Below are 15474 nucleotides of genomic sequence, written 5' to 3'. Positions count from 1 at the left end.
GTCGCCGCTAGCCCAGGTGGCTGGTGAGCACAAGTGCCTGAGCGCCGGGATCCTCTCCATCTAGCCAGTACTCCTGGTGGCGAATGTTGGCGAGTTTGGCCCGGATGACGTTCACCAGCGCGGCACGTCCACCGTTGATTGCAACACCCGCGGCCAGGTCGACTACGTGCTCGGGCGCCGTTGTGGCGTAGGGAAGCTTGAAGCCGCAGATCAGACACCAATGGCGGTTGTCAGACCCCTCGGCAAGCCAGTAATGCCCGAAGTCCATCAGTTTGTTGCACTCGTCGACGACCATCAGGAGCTCGGGAGAGGGGGTGAGGTTTGAGGCGATCCCGAAGCCGAGCTTGCCGGTCGACTCCCCGGCGATCGCGAGGACACCGTCGTTCGTGTACTGGAGAGTGGACACGAACTCGCCTGCGCCGGTCGCGGATCGACTGAACACCGACTTGGTGAGATATCCGAACTTGTCTTGATCCACCTGCGAGACCTCCGTTTACACCTCAGTTCGACCCGATTCTCGGCGTCTGGAAAATGCACGTTAGACAGCCGACCAACCGGGCAACAATCGTCCAAAATGATGAAGGTGGAGGACGTTCGCTCAGCCCAGCGGCGTCGACAGCGGCAGATTCACGAAGCTCGGGCGACTCGGGTCGAGCTGGATGTGCTGCGGCTTCAGCCCGGACTCGTTGAGCAACGGCCGCAACGGAAGACCGCGAGGGAAGTTCATAGCGAACACGTCGACGCGCAGGCGGTGACCAGGCTTCACGATCGCCTCGGTGGGCAGCAGCCCGATGTCGATGCTGACCGGTCGTCCCGGCGCCACCGGCTGGCGGGTGGACAGCGTGAGGTCGTAGAACGGGTCGATCACGTCTCCGTTGGGCGCGAATTGTGATGCCCCGCGGTCATATCCGCGCAGCGACGCCATCACCTGTCCGGAGGAGATCACCTTCGACGTGCCGTCGGGTGCGACGTCGTTGAGGGTGGCCGTCCAGTACCCGTCGGTGGCGTCGAGGACGGTGTTCAGCCGGACGTTCGAGTAGCCGGACACGCTGCGCGTCGTCGTGAGCGGGGGAGTGGTGAACGAGAGTGCGGCGCGTTCGGAGATCCGGGCGTCGTCGGCGCAGAACGGGAAGATCGCCAGCGCGCCGGCCAACTGTTGTGCGGCGTCGCGTGAACACATGGGTGCGAGCCCGGGCGCGATGGTCATACGTGCACGCGACTGCGGGGCCTTCGTGGTCAGGCTGCCGTCGCGGACCGCGTGGGCGGCGGTTCCGCTACGACGGTCGCTCAGATAGAGGCGCTGGCGCTCCATCCCGGCGCGCGGGAACTGCTGTGCGGTGATCCAGGAGTCACCGACCTGCTTGAGCTGCACCGGACCGTAGGAGTCGATGCCATTGTCGATTCCCTTGAGCCACTTGTCGAACCACGCCTTCTGCAGCACGTCGAGGCGCGGCGGCGTGCCGGCCCGTCCCTGCTGTCCGCCGCCGATGGTGAGGTGATAACCGTCGCCCATGATCAGCTGCTTGCGGCCCGGCGGCAGCGGGATCTTGTTGTACATGCGGACTTCGGAGTTGGTGAACAGGTCGAACCAGCCGCCGTAGATGAACGTCGGCGTGGTGATCTTCTCGGCACGGTCCAGCCAGGCCGAACGGGGTTCGGAGTTGTTCTCCAGCAACTCCTTCAGCTCCGGGGGTACCGACGCGACGTCGGGGGTGAGCAGCGCCGAGAACAGCTGCGGATAGAACGTCAGGGGATCGGAGATCCGGTCGGCGAGCCACTTCCAGTCGAAGGTGCCGTTCAGCATCGACGCCACGTTCGGGATCATCTTGGTGGTGTTGACCAGCGTCAACCACATCGGCAGGAAGCCGACACCCAATGCGCCGCCCGGAGCGACGATGTCGCGGATCAGATCGCCGCCCGGCTCGACCGGGAAGATCGCCTTCAGCGCCTTCGGGTTCTTGTTGGCGGCCTGGATCTGGTTGATCGCGGAGTAGGACACACCCGACATGCCGACCTTGCCGTTGGACCACCGCTGCTTCGACGCCCAGTCGATGACCTCGACGGTGTCGCGCTGCTCGCGGTCCTGGAAGACATCCCACTTGCCCTGCGAGAAGCCCGTGCCGCGCACGTCGACGACCACCTGGGTGTAGCCGCTGCGGACGAGGTCGAAGTCGACGAGGAAGGTCTTGGCGCCACCGTCGCGCAGCGTGTGTGCGATGTCGTTGATGCCGTCGATCGGCGTGCCCGACAGGTTGATGGATCGGGCGATCTGCAGCAGGAACGGCTCGAGCACCGGGTGCTGCGTGACCGCCGAACCGACCGTGGTGATCAGCTTGGTGTACGGGGTCATGTTCACGATGACCGGCGTCCTCGTCGACGTCGGGCGCTCGCGTGCATCGGCGGGCCGGTAGACGTTCGCGCGCAGGACGGTGCCGTCACTCATCCGGATCGGGACGTCCCAGGAGACGTTCACGCCGGCGTAGGGTTGCGGGCCGTCATGGCTCGCCGCCCAACGGGCGGCAGGAGCCCCTCCCGTCGGTCCACTCGGCGCGGCACCCGCGACCACGGTCGGCGCGACCAGCACCGCGACGAGTGCGATCACCCCCGCCAGCAGACGAACACTCTTCGACGACCCGCCCATACACACCCCCGCGTGTGATGCGCCGCGCCGACGGTCGAGCGTCGTCGCGGCGATACCTGATCAAGCGATCACAACTTAGCATCGGTGGTGATGTGGGTCACCAGCGGTCGGCCGGGTGCTCGCTGGGTTTTGGCGTCCGGCTCACCGGGCCTTCGTGGCTCGTCGCTTTCGCTCCTCGCACCTCAGGCAGCAGGGGTGCGCCCCGCGGAACAGCACGACAAGGGGTGCGCTCCCGCGGAGCAACGGGCACGGTCAGTTCAGGCTGAGGTCGATCGGATGCGTTGCGAGCAGCGGCATCGGCCAGGGCTGCCGGCGGAGAATGTCGAACCAGACGTCGGTTGCGGGTGGGGCCAGCAGGTCGCGGGGGAGTGCGGAGGCGAGCATCCAGCTGAACTGGTCCAGTTCATCATCGAGCTGTCCGATTCCCCATCCGCTGTACCCCGCGAAGATGCGCACGCCCACGAGCACCTCGGCGAGCGGTTCCGGATCGGCGTCGAGGTCGACGAGGACGACACGACCGTCGACCGGGCGCAGAGCGGGATGATCCTCGACGTCGTGGCCGTGCTTCATCACGCCGAGGCACAGCGCCGCGTCCTGCTTGACCGGACCGCCGATGTAGAGCGCCCGGGGGGAGGCCGCGATGTCCGTCCACTGGGGCAGCAGGTTGTGCACCGCGGTCTGGCTCATGCGGTTGAGGATGACGCCGAGACTGCCCGCCTCGTTGTGCTCGATGACGTAGATGACCGTGCGCGCGAAGGTCGGCTCGATGAGATCGGTCGACGCGATCAGCGCGGTTCCGGGGCGGACGCGATGGGTGGGGTCCGCATCCCACGGGACACCTGGCATGCGTCCAGTGTCACCGCTTCCCGCCGAAGGATCCCCGGAGCGGAATTCCGGTGTGGGATCGTCTGCGTCGTCACCGCCCGCCACTCAGTCATCATCGCACGTTCGTCGAGTCCCGGGTCGACACAGTCCGCGGTCGACAACCCGTCGGTGAGTACGCTTGAACAGGTGAACAGCACCGAGGTGAGCCACCGCCGAGGGTGGTCGGGGTTCATCGATTCGCTCCGTCACTCACCAGGTCTGGGACGGTTGCTGTTCGTTCGTCTATCGAGCCAAGTCACCGACGGGATCTTCCAGGCCGCACTTGTCGGAAGCATCCTCTTCAACCCCGAACGGCACGCGGATCCGCTCGCCGTCGCCGGCGGTCTCGCGGTGTTGCTGCTGCCGTATTCACTCATCGGTCCGTTCGCCGGCGCGCTGCTCGATCACTGGGATCGGCGCAATGTGCTGCTGTACGCGAACCTGTTACGCGGCGCGATCATCGGACTCGTCGCGATCGCGGTCGCATCCGGCGCACCGGACGTGGTGGTGCTGATCTCGGCGCTCGCCGCCACCGGCGCGAGTCGGTTCGTCGCGGCCGGCCTGTCTGCCGGACTTCCGCACGTCGCCAGACGCGAGGTGATCGTGGCGACCAACGCATTGTTCACCACGCTCGGCGGCGCGATGCTGAGCGTGGGACTCGGGATCACACTGGGTCTGCGCGCGATCTTCGGCGACGACAACTCGGGAAGTGCACTCACGATGCTGGCCGGGATCGTGCTGGCCGTCGTGTCCGGCGGTCTGGCCCACGGCTTCCGGCCGCTGCAACTGGGTCCCGACGAACCCGACGATCCGGGCAGGTCGGCGTTCCATGCGGTCTCGGTCGGTCTGTGGCACGGCGCCCGTGCGGTGGCGACCCACAAGACGGTGGCGGCAGCGTTGTCGGCCATCGGCGCCCACCGACTCGTGTTCGGGATGAACACGCTCATGATCCTGGTGCTGACGCGGCAGATGGGACCCGGCGACGGACTCGATCGGGTCAGCCTGGTCATCGGGTTCACCGGCGCCGGTGCCCTCCTCGCCGCGGTGATCACCCCGATCGCGGTGGGCCGCGTCGGGAGATTCACGACGCTGATGTGTGCGTTGGCTGTCGGAGCGATCGCCGAGGTCACGGTCCTGGGGTTCCACTTCGCCGTGATCTGCGGGTCGGCCTTCGTGTTGGGTCTGATCGGGCAGGTCGCCAAGTTGTGCGGCGACGTCGCCATGCAGGTCGACGTCGGCGACGCGGTACGCGGTCAGGTGTTCTCCGTGCAGGACGCGGTGTTCAACATCGCCTATGTCGGCGCCGTCACCGTGGCCGCGCTGGCGATCCCCGCGGACGGTCACGCGACCGTGCTCGTCGTCCTGGGGGTGGCGCTCTACCTGCTGGGCATGGTGGCGGTACGCGCCCTCTACAACCGCGCCGAAGCAGCCGGCGAACCCGCGGCGAGCCGACAGGCCGTCACCGACCCCGCCGCGTGAACCGCGGATCGCGCTTGTCGTAGGCCGCGTCGGCGACGCCGTCCCCGTTCAGATCCACCAGGACGACGTCGGTGTCACCGTCACCGTCGGAGTCGATGTACAGGCGCTCGGCCAGGATCCGGCCGCCCTTCTCCGATCCGACGAGCTCGGCTTCGGTGTCTCCGTCGGCGTCGAGGTCGAGTCGCAGGACCCCCGGCCCGTCGCCTTCACCCGACTCGGCGTCTTCGGCCGCCGGGTCGGGAGCAAGACCGGCGCCCGGTTCGTCCCGATCGACGGGCCGGTCCCACAATCCCGCACCCGAGTCGCGGTAGAACGCGTCCGGCAGGTCGTCGTCATCGGTGTCCAGAGCGGCGACATCGGCGACGCCGTCGGCATCGGTGTCCCACATGGCGTCATCGAGTCGGCCGTCGCCGTCGAAGTCGAGTCGGACGGCGTCGGGTCCGGAGTCGCCGAATGTGGCGTCGGCAGGAGTGGACCAGCGGGTCGTCGAACCGTCGCCGGGCCCGAAGAAGTACTCGATCACCGGGTCCATGCGTTCTTGGACGCATGCACCACCCCGGCCGGTTCCATCGATCGCATGCCACATCACCCCCGGCGTGTGACCGAGCTCGCCGGTACCCGGTAGGTTGAGGCCCTATGTACGTCAGCGACCTCGGCGAGCAATGGCATGCGGCCCGGCTGAAACCGGCCCTCGCGCATCTCGACTCCGCGTCCGCCGGACGATCGTCGTATGCCGTGATCGGTGCGATGACCGCACACCTGTGGCGCGAGACCGAACGCGGCTCCTACGTCGCCGCTGACGACCGTGCCGAGGAAATCGCCCGCGACACACGCAATCTCGCGGCCCTCATCGGACACACGCCCGATGAGATCATCTTCCGTGAGAGTGCCCGCGCAGCTCTGCGGGCCCTGCTGACCAACTGGAGTCTGCCCGTCACCTCGACGGTCTGGGTGGCCAAGAACGAGTTCGGCCCCAACCTCGAGGAGTTCGAGCGCCGCGGCTACGCCGTGCGCACCATGCCCGACGGCGACGTGTACGGCCACGTCGACACCGATGCGCTCGAGAACATGCTGCAGTTCGAGCAGCCCGACTTCATCCACGTCTGCCACATCGGTTCGATGTCCGGTGCAGTGCAGCCGGTTGCGCGGATCGTCGAACTCGCGCACCGCGTCGGCGTGCCCGTGGTGGTCGACATGGCCCAGTCCGTCGGGCACGTCCCCACCGTCACCGGCGCCGATGTCGTCTACGGCACCAGCCGCAAGTGGCTCACCGGCCCACGTGGTGTCGGGTTCGTCGCGGTACGCCGAGATTCGTTGCGGCCGGTCGAGATCGACGGCTCCGACGCGTTCATCGCCGGCCGACTCGGGCTCGGGATCGCGGTCCGCGAACTCCTCGACATCGGACAGCAGCGGGTGTTCCGTGAGCTGGCGATGATCGGCAGGGCCACCCGCGAGCGACTGCACGGCATCGCCAGCTGGGAGGTCCTCGAGCCGCTCGACGAGCCATCGGCGATCGTGACCCTCGCGCCGCCGCCCGGATGGCAGTTCGAGGACCTCGCCGCGGCCCGCGACAAACTGCTCGCGCTGGGCATCCTGATCACCGCGGCCGACGCTTGGCGGGCACCGCTGGCAACCGAGACGCCCGTCCTGCGGCTCAGCCCGCACCTCGACGTGCAGCGGGAGGACCTCGACCGTCTCGCAGATGCGTTGCGCACCATGGGGTATTGAGGGGTTTCAGCCGGCGGTGGGGAGCACCTGCGCGACGATTTTCTCGATCTCCGGTCGGGCGAGGTCCGCGTCGCGCTGAACCAGGCCGATACGCGTGCGCCGGTGCAGGACGTCGTCGACGTCGAGGGCACCCTCGTGCGTGACCGCGAACTCGATCTCGGCGCGGGTGACGTCGATGCCGGGCGCGATCGGCTCCAGCGGCCGATCGACGGTTGCGGTCTCGACGACCGTCGGAGCCTCTCCGCCGAACCGCGCCACCAGCGACGCCGGAAGGCCCTCCTCACGCGGGTCCCGCAACGCGCCGACCAGTGCTGTTGTGGTGGTGACACACTCACCCGCGGTCATTTCGGTGGTCGCCAGGGCGGCATCGACCGCATCCTCGGCCATCCGCCGGTAGGTGGTGAGTTTGCCGCCGAGTACGGTCACCAGACCGTCGCCGCGGACCCGGACACGGTGCCGGCGACTGACATCCGCGAGGCCATCCGACCCGCCGTCCCCGGCGTTTCCACGCTCGTAGACAAGTGGTCGCAGACCGGCGAACACCCCGACGATGTCGGACCGGCCGAGTGTCCGGGTCAGCGCCGGGTTGATCGCGTCGAGCAGGAAGTCGATCTCGGAGTCAGCGGGTGTGGGGACATCCGGGATCGGGCCCGGGGCTGCGACATCGGTGACGCCGATGTAGACCCGACCCAACTGCGCTGGTAACGCGAAGACATACCGGGACAACGACTTTCCCACCGGCACGGTCAGCGACGCGGTCGGATTGCCCAGTGTGGCCGCGTCCACGACGAGATGCGTTCCGCGACTCGGCTGTACCGCGATCGAGTCGTCGACGGCCCCGGACCAGACGCCGGTGGCGTTCACGACCATCCGCGCGCCGACGTCGAAGGACTCGCCCGAGAGCAGATCGGTGACCGCGGCCCCCCGACCGTCGACCCGGTCGGCGCGGGTATGAGTGCAGATCAGCGCGCCGAACGCGGCCGCGGTGCGTGCCACCGCGACGACGAGCCGGGCGTCGTCGATCAGTTGCCCGTCGGTCGTCGAGATCCCTCCACACAGTCCCTCCGGCGAGAGGGTCGGGAAGCGCCCGAGTGTCTCCATCACCGACAGGCGCGAGGGCGGCGGCAACAACGAGCTCGGCGTACCGGCGTTGCGGCGCAGGAGATCTCCGGCACGCATACCGACGCGAAGGACCGATTTCTGCCGTTCACCACGATCGGGGAGTATCTGCCGGAGCGGCGAGATCAGGTGCGGCGCAATAGATGTCATCAGATGATGCCGCTCGACGGCACTCTCGCGGGCGATCCGGACATCGCCCTTCGCGAGGTACCGGAGTCCGCCGTGCACGAGTTTGCTGCTCCACCGCGAGGTGCCGGAGGCGAGGTCACCCTGCTCGACTAGGGCGACACGCAGGCCACGCGTCGCGGCGTCGAGCGCGACACCGACACCGGTGATACCGCCGCCCACGACGAGCAGGTCGAGGGGTTCGGTGCTCGACGCCATCGACTCGAGGGCACGCCGGCGGGTCCGGACCGACAAGGTGGCCATCAGCAGGACCTCCTCATGTCACCGGTCGCAGGTAGCCGACGATCACGCTGTGGAGTTCGGTGCCCCATCCCTCGGCCAGGATGTCCGAGACCAGGGCGCCCGACTGCAGGAAACTCTGCGCGATCAACAGCACCATCGACGCCATCCGCTTGGCGTCGCCGGCACGTACCTGCTTGCGTCCCTGTCCGTGCGCCAGCAGGTCCGCCAGCAGCGCGAGGACACCCTGCTGACTCGTGCCGAGACGCTCGAACACATACGGCGCCATGAATTCCCGCTGCTCACGCCACAGTGAGGACATCAATTCGCTGTCGCGCAACGCCCCGACCACGGTCACGACCTGGTCGGCCAACGCGTCGAGATCCTGGGGTTCACCGCGCTCACCGAGCACGGCGTCGACGATGGTGAGAACCTCGCGGGTGAGCAGATCGCGGATGATCTCGGTGATGTCGGTCCAGCGTCGGTAGACGGTGGGACGACTCACCCCTGCCTGGCGGGCGACCTCTGAGACGGTCACCTTGCGACCGCCATTTCGCAGCAGGCAGACCCTGGCTGCGTCCAGAACGAGATCCCCGATCTCCTCGTTACGGATTGACATGATGTGTAACACTGTAACGGATCACTCAATCGGCGGGGGGCCGACCAGATGACCATCGAACACGCCACCATCGTGGCCAGTCCATACGCGCGCCATGGAGCCGGCCTACGCGTCGCCCACGACGCCGCGGACCTCCTGAAGGCCCAGAACGTCGAGGTGGACATCATCGTCGGCGAGGACATGGCCGACGCCGCCGACCTCGCCGGCAAGGCCGCCCGGGGCGACACCGATGTGCTGGCGATCGCCGGCGGCGACGGCACCATCCGCCTGGCGGTCGAGGCCAGCATCGGCTCGGGTAAGCCGCTTGCCGTCATCCCCGCGGGCAGCGGGAACGACTTCGCCCGCAATCTCGGCATCCCGCTCGGTACCGCCGAGGCCGTCCAGGTGATCCTCGACGGCCATCGCCGACCCGTGGACCTGGGCCGCGTCAGTTTCCCCGACGGGCGCAGCGCCCTGTTCGGCACGGTCGCGGCCACCGGCTTCGACGCCGCCGTCACCGCACGCGCCATCGACATGCGCTGGCCCCGCGGCCAGGCGCGGTACACGATCGCGGCACTACTCGAACTCATCGCGCTGCGCTCACGGCACTACCAGGTCCGCGTCGACGACGACACCGTCGAGGCCGACCTCGTCTTCGCCGCGATCGGGAACACCACCTCCTACGGCGGCGGCATGAAGATCACTCCGAAGGCGTCGGTGTCCGACGGGCTTCTCGACGTGACACTCGCGAAGAACCCGCCGCGTTTCGCCCGGCCGACGCTCGCCCGCGTCTTCCCGAAGGTGTTCACCGGTAGGCACGTCGACCATGCGCTGGTACAGACGATGCGCGGCGCCGAGGTCGAGCTCTACTGCGACCCGCCCGCGCTCGTGTCCGTCGACGGAGATCTCGTCGGCGAACTGCCCGCGGTGTTCGAGGCGGTCCCGCACGCGATCGAGGTGTTCACGCCGGCGCGGCAGGCACCGACGCCGAGCTGACGGGTACCTACTTCTCTCCCCGCGCCGCCCACCACTCCCGGAGCGCCTGTTCGGCCTCCTCGTGGCTCAGCGGTCCGCGGTCCAGCCGCAGTTCCTTCAGATGCCGCCAGGCCTGCCCGACGACCGGGCCCGCCGGGACGCCGAGCAGCTCCATGATCGCGTTGCCGTCGAGGTCGGGACGGACCTTCTCGAGGTCCTCCGCGGCCTTGAGCGTCGCGATCCGCTGTTCGAGATCGTCGTAGTTCTGCTGCAGCCGGCGTGCGCGTCGCTTGTTCCGCGTCGTGCAGTCGGCCCGCACCAGCTTGTTGAGCCGGTCCAGCAGCGGACCGGCGTCGTTGACGTAGCGGCGGACCGCCGAGTCGGTCCACGCGCCGTCGCCGTACCCGTGGAAGCGCAGGTGCAGGAACACCAGATCCGCGACATCGGAGACGACGGCCTTCGGATACTTCAGCGCACGCATCCGCTTGCGCACCATCTTGGCCCCGACCACCTCGTGGTGGTGGAAGCTCACGCCGCCGCCGGGCTCGTGGCGTCGTGTCGCCGGCTTGCCGATGTCGTGCAGCAGTGCCGCCCAGCGCAGGACCAGGTCGGGATCGCCGTCCTCGAGGTCGATCGCCTGCTTGAGCACGGTGAGCGAGTGCTGGTAGACGTCCTTGTGCTGGTGGTGCTCGTCGATCGTGAGCTTCATCCCGGGGATCTCGGGCATCACCCGTTCGGCGAGGCCCGTCTCGACCATCGCGTCGATCGCCTCCAGGGGGAACTCACCACAGATGAGCTTGTCCAGTTCGGCGCGGACGCGTTCGGCCGTGATGCGCTCGATCTCGCCGTTCATCTCGGTGATGGCCTGCCACACGCGCGGCGCGAGCTTGAAGCCGAGCTGGGAGATGAAACGGACGGCGCGCAGCATCCGGAGCGGATCGTCGCCGAAGGACTGTTCCGGCGTCGCCGGGGTGTCGATGACCCCGGCCAGCAACGCGGTCATCCCGTCGAGCGGATCGCAGAAGTCCTCCGCGCCCTTGGCGCCGATCCGGACGGCCATCGCGTTGACGGTGAAGTCGCGGCGAACGAGGTCGTCGGAGAGTGTCTCGCCGAAGGTGACCTCGGGATTGCGGCTGACCTGGTCGTAGGTGTCGGCACGGTAGGTGGTGATCTCGATCTGGTGCTCGCCCTTGCGGACGCCGACGGTGCCGAACTCGATGCCGACATCCCAGAAGGCGTCGGCCCACCCCCGCAGGAGTCGGGAAACCTCTTCCGGGCGCGCGTCGGTGGTGAAGTCCAGATCGTTGCCGAGCCGGCCGAGCACGGCGTCGCGTACCGAGCCGCCCACCAGGTACAACTCATGACCCGCCGTCGCGAACAGCTCACCGAGGGGAGCCAGGACGTCGTCGAGCTCCCGGAGGGCAATCGCGGCCGCGGCCAGCAGCCGCACCTTGCGGTCCGGATCCGACACCGTCGGCCGTACATCCGACGGAGAAGAGTCATTCACGGCTTGCCACCCTACCGTCGTCACCCGCGGCGTCGACGCCGTGGCGGAGGCCGGACCACTGGTCGAGTCGTGGCCACCTGTCTCATCCGTCGTACACCGTGTCCGCGCGTTCCGCGGCCGGTGTCCACATCCGCCACACACTACGAGGCGTCCGGGCAAACTGCAGGTGACCAGCCGCTAGCATCGTGGAGTGTCCACCGATTCCTCGACCAACCCTTCAGACGTCAGCGACGTCTCGTCGGGTTCGCGTGGCGACGGCGGCGGACAAGCAGGTCAGAACCCCTCCGGCCAGGGGCGTCGGACCCGTCGCGGCCGACGGCGTCGCGGCCGGCGCAAGGGCGACGGTCGCGGAGCCGCGTCGGTGCACAACAGCGGTGGTCACGCCACCGCGGGCCACAAACAGTCGGGTGCCAAGCAGAACGGGCAGAAACCGAACGGCCACAAACCCGGCCCGCACAAGCAGCACAATCCGGCGACGTCGCCCGCGCCGTCCACCGGCCGGCCCACGCCGAACGATCTCGTGCGCGCCCGGACCGTCGATCCCGCGTGCCCCGACCCCGTCGAGGCCGAATCGGTGGAGAAGCTACCCGTCGACCCCGACCGCGCACGTCCCAAGGTGACGCCGCCGAAGCCCTCCGACATGGCCACGGTGACGGCCACCATCACCACCAAGGGCCTGACCCAGGCAGGAGGGAAGGCCGGTAAGGGTCGACGCCGCGCCTCGCGGGCGGATCGCGCGGCCGACCGGACGGGCGACCGCACGAACACCGACAAGCTCCGGACCGTGCGGGAGACCTCGGCCGGCGGACTCGTCATCTCCGACCTCGGTCTACCCGTCGACGAGCTGTCCGCCGCACTGATCGGCCGGGTGGATCGTCGCGGCCGGATGATGTGGTCGCTGCCCAAGGGGCACATCGAGACCGGTGAGACCGCCGAGCAGACCGCGATCCGGGAAGTCGAGGAGGAGACCGGGATCCAGGGCACGGTCGTCGCTCCCCTCGGCAAGATCGACTACTGGTTCGTGAGCGAGGGTCGTCGCATCCACAAGACCGTGCACCATTACCTATTGCGTTGCGTCGGTGGTGAATTGTCCGACGCCGATTACGAGGTCAGCGAAGTGGCGTGGGTGCCGTTGCACGAGTTGCCGCGTCGGCTCACGTACTCTGACGAGCGACGACTCGCCCGGATGGCCCGCGGCGTGATCGCCGATCTCGCCGCCGACCCGACCCGACTCGCCCAGTCCGAGGCCGACAGCATTCGCACCGAACCCAACGCCTATGAGAAAGCCGCCGCCGCGCGCAATCAGCGCCGCAACGAGCCCCCGCCCCCGGCTCGTCCACGCCGGCGCCGACGCCGTCCCCGACGGCCCGCGGCCGGCGATGGCTGAGCCGCGCCTGTTGCCTGCCCGGTCGGGTTCGTTGTCTCGACCTTCTCCCCGCCGATCCGCGCGACGCCATGACCGTCGCGGCGGAATCCGCGATCCCCGGCGGGTCCGGGTCGCGACCGCAGTGACAGCGGTGTTGGGAGTCGTCGCGCTGCTGTTGCTGCCGGGCCTCGCCGCACCGGCGGTCGCCGTGCCCGAGACGGGTTCCAACGAGCAGGCGAGCCCTGTCCAGCAGTCGTCACCGCGTTTCGCACGCATCGTCATCGATTCGATGACCCCGTCGATCGTCACCACGACAAGCCGCGGGGTGGTCACGGTGAACGGTCGTGTCGACAACATCGGCGACCGCTCGATCAGCAACCTGTCCATCCGCCTCGAGCGCGGTGATGCGGTCGCGTCCGCGTCAGGGCTGCGCACCGAACTCGCCGACGACGATCCCGCGGTCGCCGTGGCAGGTCCCTTCGAAGCGCTCAGCGAGACACTCGAACCGGGGGAGAGCGTCGGTTTCCGAATGTCGATGGCGCTCTCCGCCGGTTCCGGTCCGGACGGCCAGGGGCTCGGGATCTCCGCGACCGGCGTCTACCCCCTGCAGGTCAACGTGAACGGCACCCCCGACTACGGCAATGCCGCCCAGGTCGCCGGCTCGCGGATGTTGCTTCCGGTGCTGTCGCTGCCGCCCGACGAGGTCCGCGCCCGCGACTACGTCGACCCGACCACCGACGAGACAGGTTCCCCGGGTGTACCCGGCCTGGGACCCGACGGCTCGGTCTCCGCCGATCTCGCCAGCCCGGCCCGGATGACGATGCTCTGGCCGCTGGCCGCGCCACCGCAGCTCGCGCCCGGCGTGCTCGGCGGCAACACCGAACCCGTCCGGCTCATCAACGAGGACATGGCCCGGTCCCTCGACACCGGCGGGCGGCTGAACGAACTGCTCAAGGCACTGCAGAAGGTGGTCGGGGAACCACCGAGGGAGCAGTCCGGCCCGCCCTCGTCCGAGCCCCCCGCCGAGAGTTCGACAGAACCGACGCCGGTCGCGATGCCCGGCTCGGAGAAGCTCGCGGAGAGCATGTGCCTGGCCATCGACCCCGACCTCATCGTGACCGTGCGCGCGATGTCGCTCGGGTACGAGGTGTCGACGAACCCCTCCGACCCGACCTCCGCCACCCGCCCGGGCAACGGTTCCGACATCGCCGGGCGCTGGCTCGACTCGTTGCGGTGGACGGCGAACCGGATGTGCGTGGTGGCGCTGCCCTTCGCGCAAGCCGACCTCACCTCACTGGCCCGGATCGGCAACTCCGGCCTCACCGAGGCCGCACTGCGCACGCCGGCCGACATCGTCGACCTGATCCTGGGCGTGCGCAGCGTGCGCGGACTGTCGGTGCCTGCGCTCGGCGCGATCGACGACGCCGGTGCCGATGCCCTGGCCGACGCCGCGATCACCTCGACCGCGCTGGCGTCGAACTCGATCGTGCCGACCGGCCGCCGCGACGACTCGGGCCGGTACCGGGTCGGACGTCTCACCGCTCAGGCCTTCGACCCCCCGATCACGGCGTCGCTCGCCGCGGTCGGCACCGCGCCTCGCACACCGGCCCTCACACCCGAGTCACAGCAGGTCGACCTCACCGACGAATCGATGGGCAGTCGCCGCCAGAGCGCGCTCGCCGCACTGGCCTATCCGGCGATCGCGGCGCCGCAACCGGATTCGGCGGAAGGGGACTCCACGACGCCGCGACCCGTTGCGGGTCGCTCCGCGTTCCTGGTCCCTCCGACGTACTGGTCGCCGACGGTCGCCGATTCCGACGCCTTGTTCGCGACCGCACGCCTGCTGCTCGAATCGGGCGCCGCGACGCCGACGCCCCTGCCGTCCCTGGTGCAGGAACTCGCCACGGCCGACGCGACCGGCCGCCTGACGAACCCGCCGGGAGTGGGTCCGGTGGGCCGCGTCGGATCCGTTCTCACGACAGAGGCCACCGCCGCGATCCGGCGCAATGTCGAGGACAGCTGGCAGTTCGAAGGCGCGCTCGTCCGGTCGGCCGACGTCGCCGCCACCCCCGAGCGATACATGTCGCCGCTGCGTGAGGACCAGTTGCGCGCGATCAGGGCCCCCGACGCCGAGGGATCTGCCGTCCACACGCACCTGCGCCGCCTCCAGGAGGAGCGCATCGACGCCGTCGCGTCGACCCTGCATCGGCTTGGTCAGTCCGTGACGATCCTCGACCCCGGCGGCCGGTACACCCTGGCCTCCGAACGCAGCCCGGTCCTCCTGGCCGTCCGCAACGACCTCGCGCTGCCGGTCCGCGCCCGCCTCACCACGTCGGCGCCCGAGGGGATCGAGATCGGCGATCTCGGGGTGATCGAGATCCCGGCCCGCGGAACACGCCAGATCCAGCTGCCCACCCGCGGTGAGAGCTCCGAGGCGATCACCATCGACATCCGGCTGGCCACGGTGACGGGGGTACCCCTCGGCCAGCCGATCACCCTGCAGGTGCACACCAACGCCTACGGCAAGCCGCTCTTCTACATCACCATCGTCGCGGGCGTGGCCCTCGTCCTGCTGACCGCACGCCGGTTGTGGCACCGCTTCCGCGGCCAGCCGGACCCCGCCGACGCCGACCGTCCGGAACCCGACGAACTCGAGCGGATGCTGGCGGGGAGCGGGTATCAGGAGCGACGCCGTACCCTGCAAGGCGAAGGTCGGCCACCCGGTGAAGAGCCGGAGGACCCCCGACACGACCCCTGATCGAGCACTATCCGAGGACGGCGAAACAGTACGT

12 protein-coding genes are annotated in these 15474 nt (G+C 68.8%); 5 read left to right on the top strand and 7 right to left on the bottom strand.

Features of this window, described 5'->3' with window-relative positions; translation table 11 throughout:
• Positions 1-7: 7 nt before the first annotated feature.
• The 3 genes from BLU62_RS23765 to BLU62_RS23755 all read right to left on the bottom strand — a co-directional run bounded on the left by BLU62_RS23765 (position 8) and on the right by BLU62_RS23755 (position 3487).
• Positions 8-478 carry a hypothetical protein gene (locus tag BLU62_RS23765; protein WP_074852340.1) on the bottom strand — a complete coding sequence of 157 codons (471 nt, stop codon included), beginning with the start codon at positions 476-478 and terminating at the stop codon, positions 8-10.
• 120 nt (positions 479-598) lie between these two features.
• The gene (locus BLU62_RS23760) at positions 599-2641 is read right to left on the bottom strand and encodes a CocE/NonD family hydrolase (protein ID WP_074852339.1); all 2043 of its coding nucleotides are present in this window, start codon (positions 2639-2641) and stop codon (positions 599-601) included.
• Positions 2642-2893: 252 nt separating this feature from the next.
• Positions 2894-3487 carry a YqgE/AlgH family protein gene (locus BLU62_RS23755; protein WP_084811934.1) on the bottom strand — a complete coding sequence of 198 codons (594 nt, stop codon included), beginning with the start codon at positions 3485-3487 and terminating at the stop codon, positions 2894-2896.
• A 165-nt stretch (positions 3488-3652) separates the two neighbouring features.
• Here BLU62_RS23755 and BLU62_RS23750 point away from each other — a divergent pair, with 165 nt between their 5' ends.
• Positions 3653-4984 carry an MFS transporter gene (locus tag BLU62_RS23750; protein ID WP_074852337.1) on the top strand — a complete coding sequence of 444 codons (1332 nt, stop codon included), beginning with the start codon at positions 3653-3655 and terminating at the stop codon, positions 4982-4984.
• Here BLU62_RS23750 and BLU62_RS23745 read toward each other — a convergent pair.
• Positions 4965-5516, bottom strand: a complete 552-nt coding sequence (locus BLU62_RS23745; RefSeq protein WP_074852336.1) for a hypothetical protein — start codon at positions 5514-5516, stop codon at positions 4965-4967. The two genes, BLU62_RS23750 and BLU62_RS23745, sit on opposite strands and share 20 nt — an antisense overlap.
• 104 nt (positions 5517-5620) lie before the next feature.
• On the opposite strand from BLU62_RS23745, the gene BLU62_RS23740 reads away from it, so the two are divergent.
• Entirely contained in the window at positions 5621-6712 is a 1092-nt protein-coding gene (locus tag BLU62_RS23740; protein ID WP_074852335.1) for an aminotransferase class V-fold PLP-dependent enzyme, read from the top strand.
• Between the two features lie 6 nt (positions 6713-6718).
• Here the strand turns inward: BLU62_RS23740 and BLU62_RS23735 are convergent, their stop codons facing one another.
• Together BLU62_RS23735 and BLU62_RS23730 are read right to left on the bottom strand one after the other, a co-directional pair.
• A complete protein-coding gene (locus tag BLU62_RS23735; RefSeq protein WP_074852334.1) occupies positions 6719-8260 on the bottom strand; it encodes a glycerol-3-phosphate dehydrogenase/oxidase in 1542 nt (513 codons plus the stop codon).
• Positions 8261-8273: 13 nt separating this feature from the next.
• Positions 8274-8855: a TetR/AcrR family transcriptional regulator gene (locus tag BLU62_RS23730; RefSeq protein WP_074852333.1), complete on the bottom strand. Its 582-nt coding sequence runs from the start codon at positions 8853-8855 to the stop codon at positions 8274-8276.
• A gap of 48 nt (positions 8856-8903) precedes the next feature.
• Between BLU62_RS23730 and BLU62_RS23725 the strand changes: the two genes are divergently transcribed.
• Entirely contained in the window at positions 8904-9830 is a 927-nt protein-coding gene (locus BLU62_RS23725) for a diacylglycerol/lipid kinase family protein (RefSeq protein WP_074852332.1), read from the top strand.
• 7 nt (positions 9831-9837) lie between these two features.
• Here the strand turns inward: BLU62_RS23725 and BLU62_RS23720 are convergent, their stop codons facing one another.
• A complete protein-coding gene (locus BLU62_RS23720) occupies positions 9838-11280 on the bottom strand; it encodes a CCA tRNA nucleotidyltransferase (protein WP_074852331.1) in 1443 nt (480 codons plus the stop codon).
• 226 nt (positions 11281-11506) lie between these two features.
• On the opposite strand from BLU62_RS23720, the gene BLU62_RS23715 reads away from it, so the two are divergent.
• Together BLU62_RS23715 and BLU62_RS23710 are read left to right on the top strand one after the other, a co-directional pair.
• Entirely contained in the window at positions 11507-12703 is a 1197-nt protein-coding gene (locus BLU62_RS23715) for an NUDIX hydrolase (RefSeq protein ID WP_074852330.1), read from the top strand.
• Positions 12594-15440: a DUF6049 family protein gene (locus BLU62_RS23710; protein ID WP_244278301.1), complete on the top strand. Its 2847-nt coding sequence runs from the start codon at positions 12594-12596 to the stop codon at positions 15438-15440. Before BLU62_RS23715 ends, BLU62_RS23710 begins: the two co-directional genes overlap by 110 nt.
• Positions 15441-15474 lie beyond the last annotated feature (34 nt).

Origin of the sequence: Gordonia westfalica, assembly GCF_900105725.1 — a bacterium.
Taxonomy (GTDB): domain Bacteria; phylum Actinomycetota; class Actinomycetes; order Mycobacteriales; family Mycobacteriaceae; genus Gordonia; species Gordonia westfalica.
The sequence above is the reverse complement of the archived record's forward strand: the minus strand, read 5'-3'. Positions and strand labels throughout refer to the sequence as shown.

Excerpts from the sequence above, each read along its gene's own strand:
- BLU62_RS23760 (WP_074852339.1), bottom strand. The coding sequence starts at position 2,641 with ATGGGCGGGTCGTCGAAGAGTGTTCGTCTGCTGGCGGGGGTGATCGCA.
- BLU62_RS23755 (WP_084811934.1), bottom strand. The coding sequence starts at position 3,487 with ATGCCAGGTGTCCCGTGGGATGCGGACCCCACCCATCGCGTCCGCCCC.
- BLU62_RS23745 (WP_074852336.1), bottom strand. The coding sequence starts at position 5,516 with ATGGACCCGGTGATCGAGTACTTCTTCGGGCCCGGCGACGGTTCGACG.
- BLU62_RS23740 (WP_074852335.1), top strand. The coding sequence starts at position 5,621 with ATGTACGTCAGCGACCTCGGCGAGCAATGGCATGCGGCCCGGCTGAAA.
- BLU62_RS23735 (WP_074852334.1), bottom strand. The coding sequence starts at position 8,260 with ATGGCCACCTTGTCGGTCCGGACCCGCCGGCGTGCCCTCGAGTCGATG.
- BLU62_RS23730 (WP_074852333.1), bottom strand. The coding sequence starts at position 8,855 with ATGTCAATCCGTAACGAGGAGATCGGGGATCTCGTTCTGGACGCAGCC.
- BLU62_RS23725 (WP_074852332.1), top strand. The coding sequence starts at position 8,904 with ATGACCATCGAACACGCCACCATCGTGGCCAGTCCATACGCGCGCCAT.
- BLU62_RS23710 (WP_244278301.1), top strand. The coding sequence starts at position 12,594 with ATGAGAAAGCCGCCGCCGCGCGCAATCAGCGCCGCAACGAGCCCCCGC.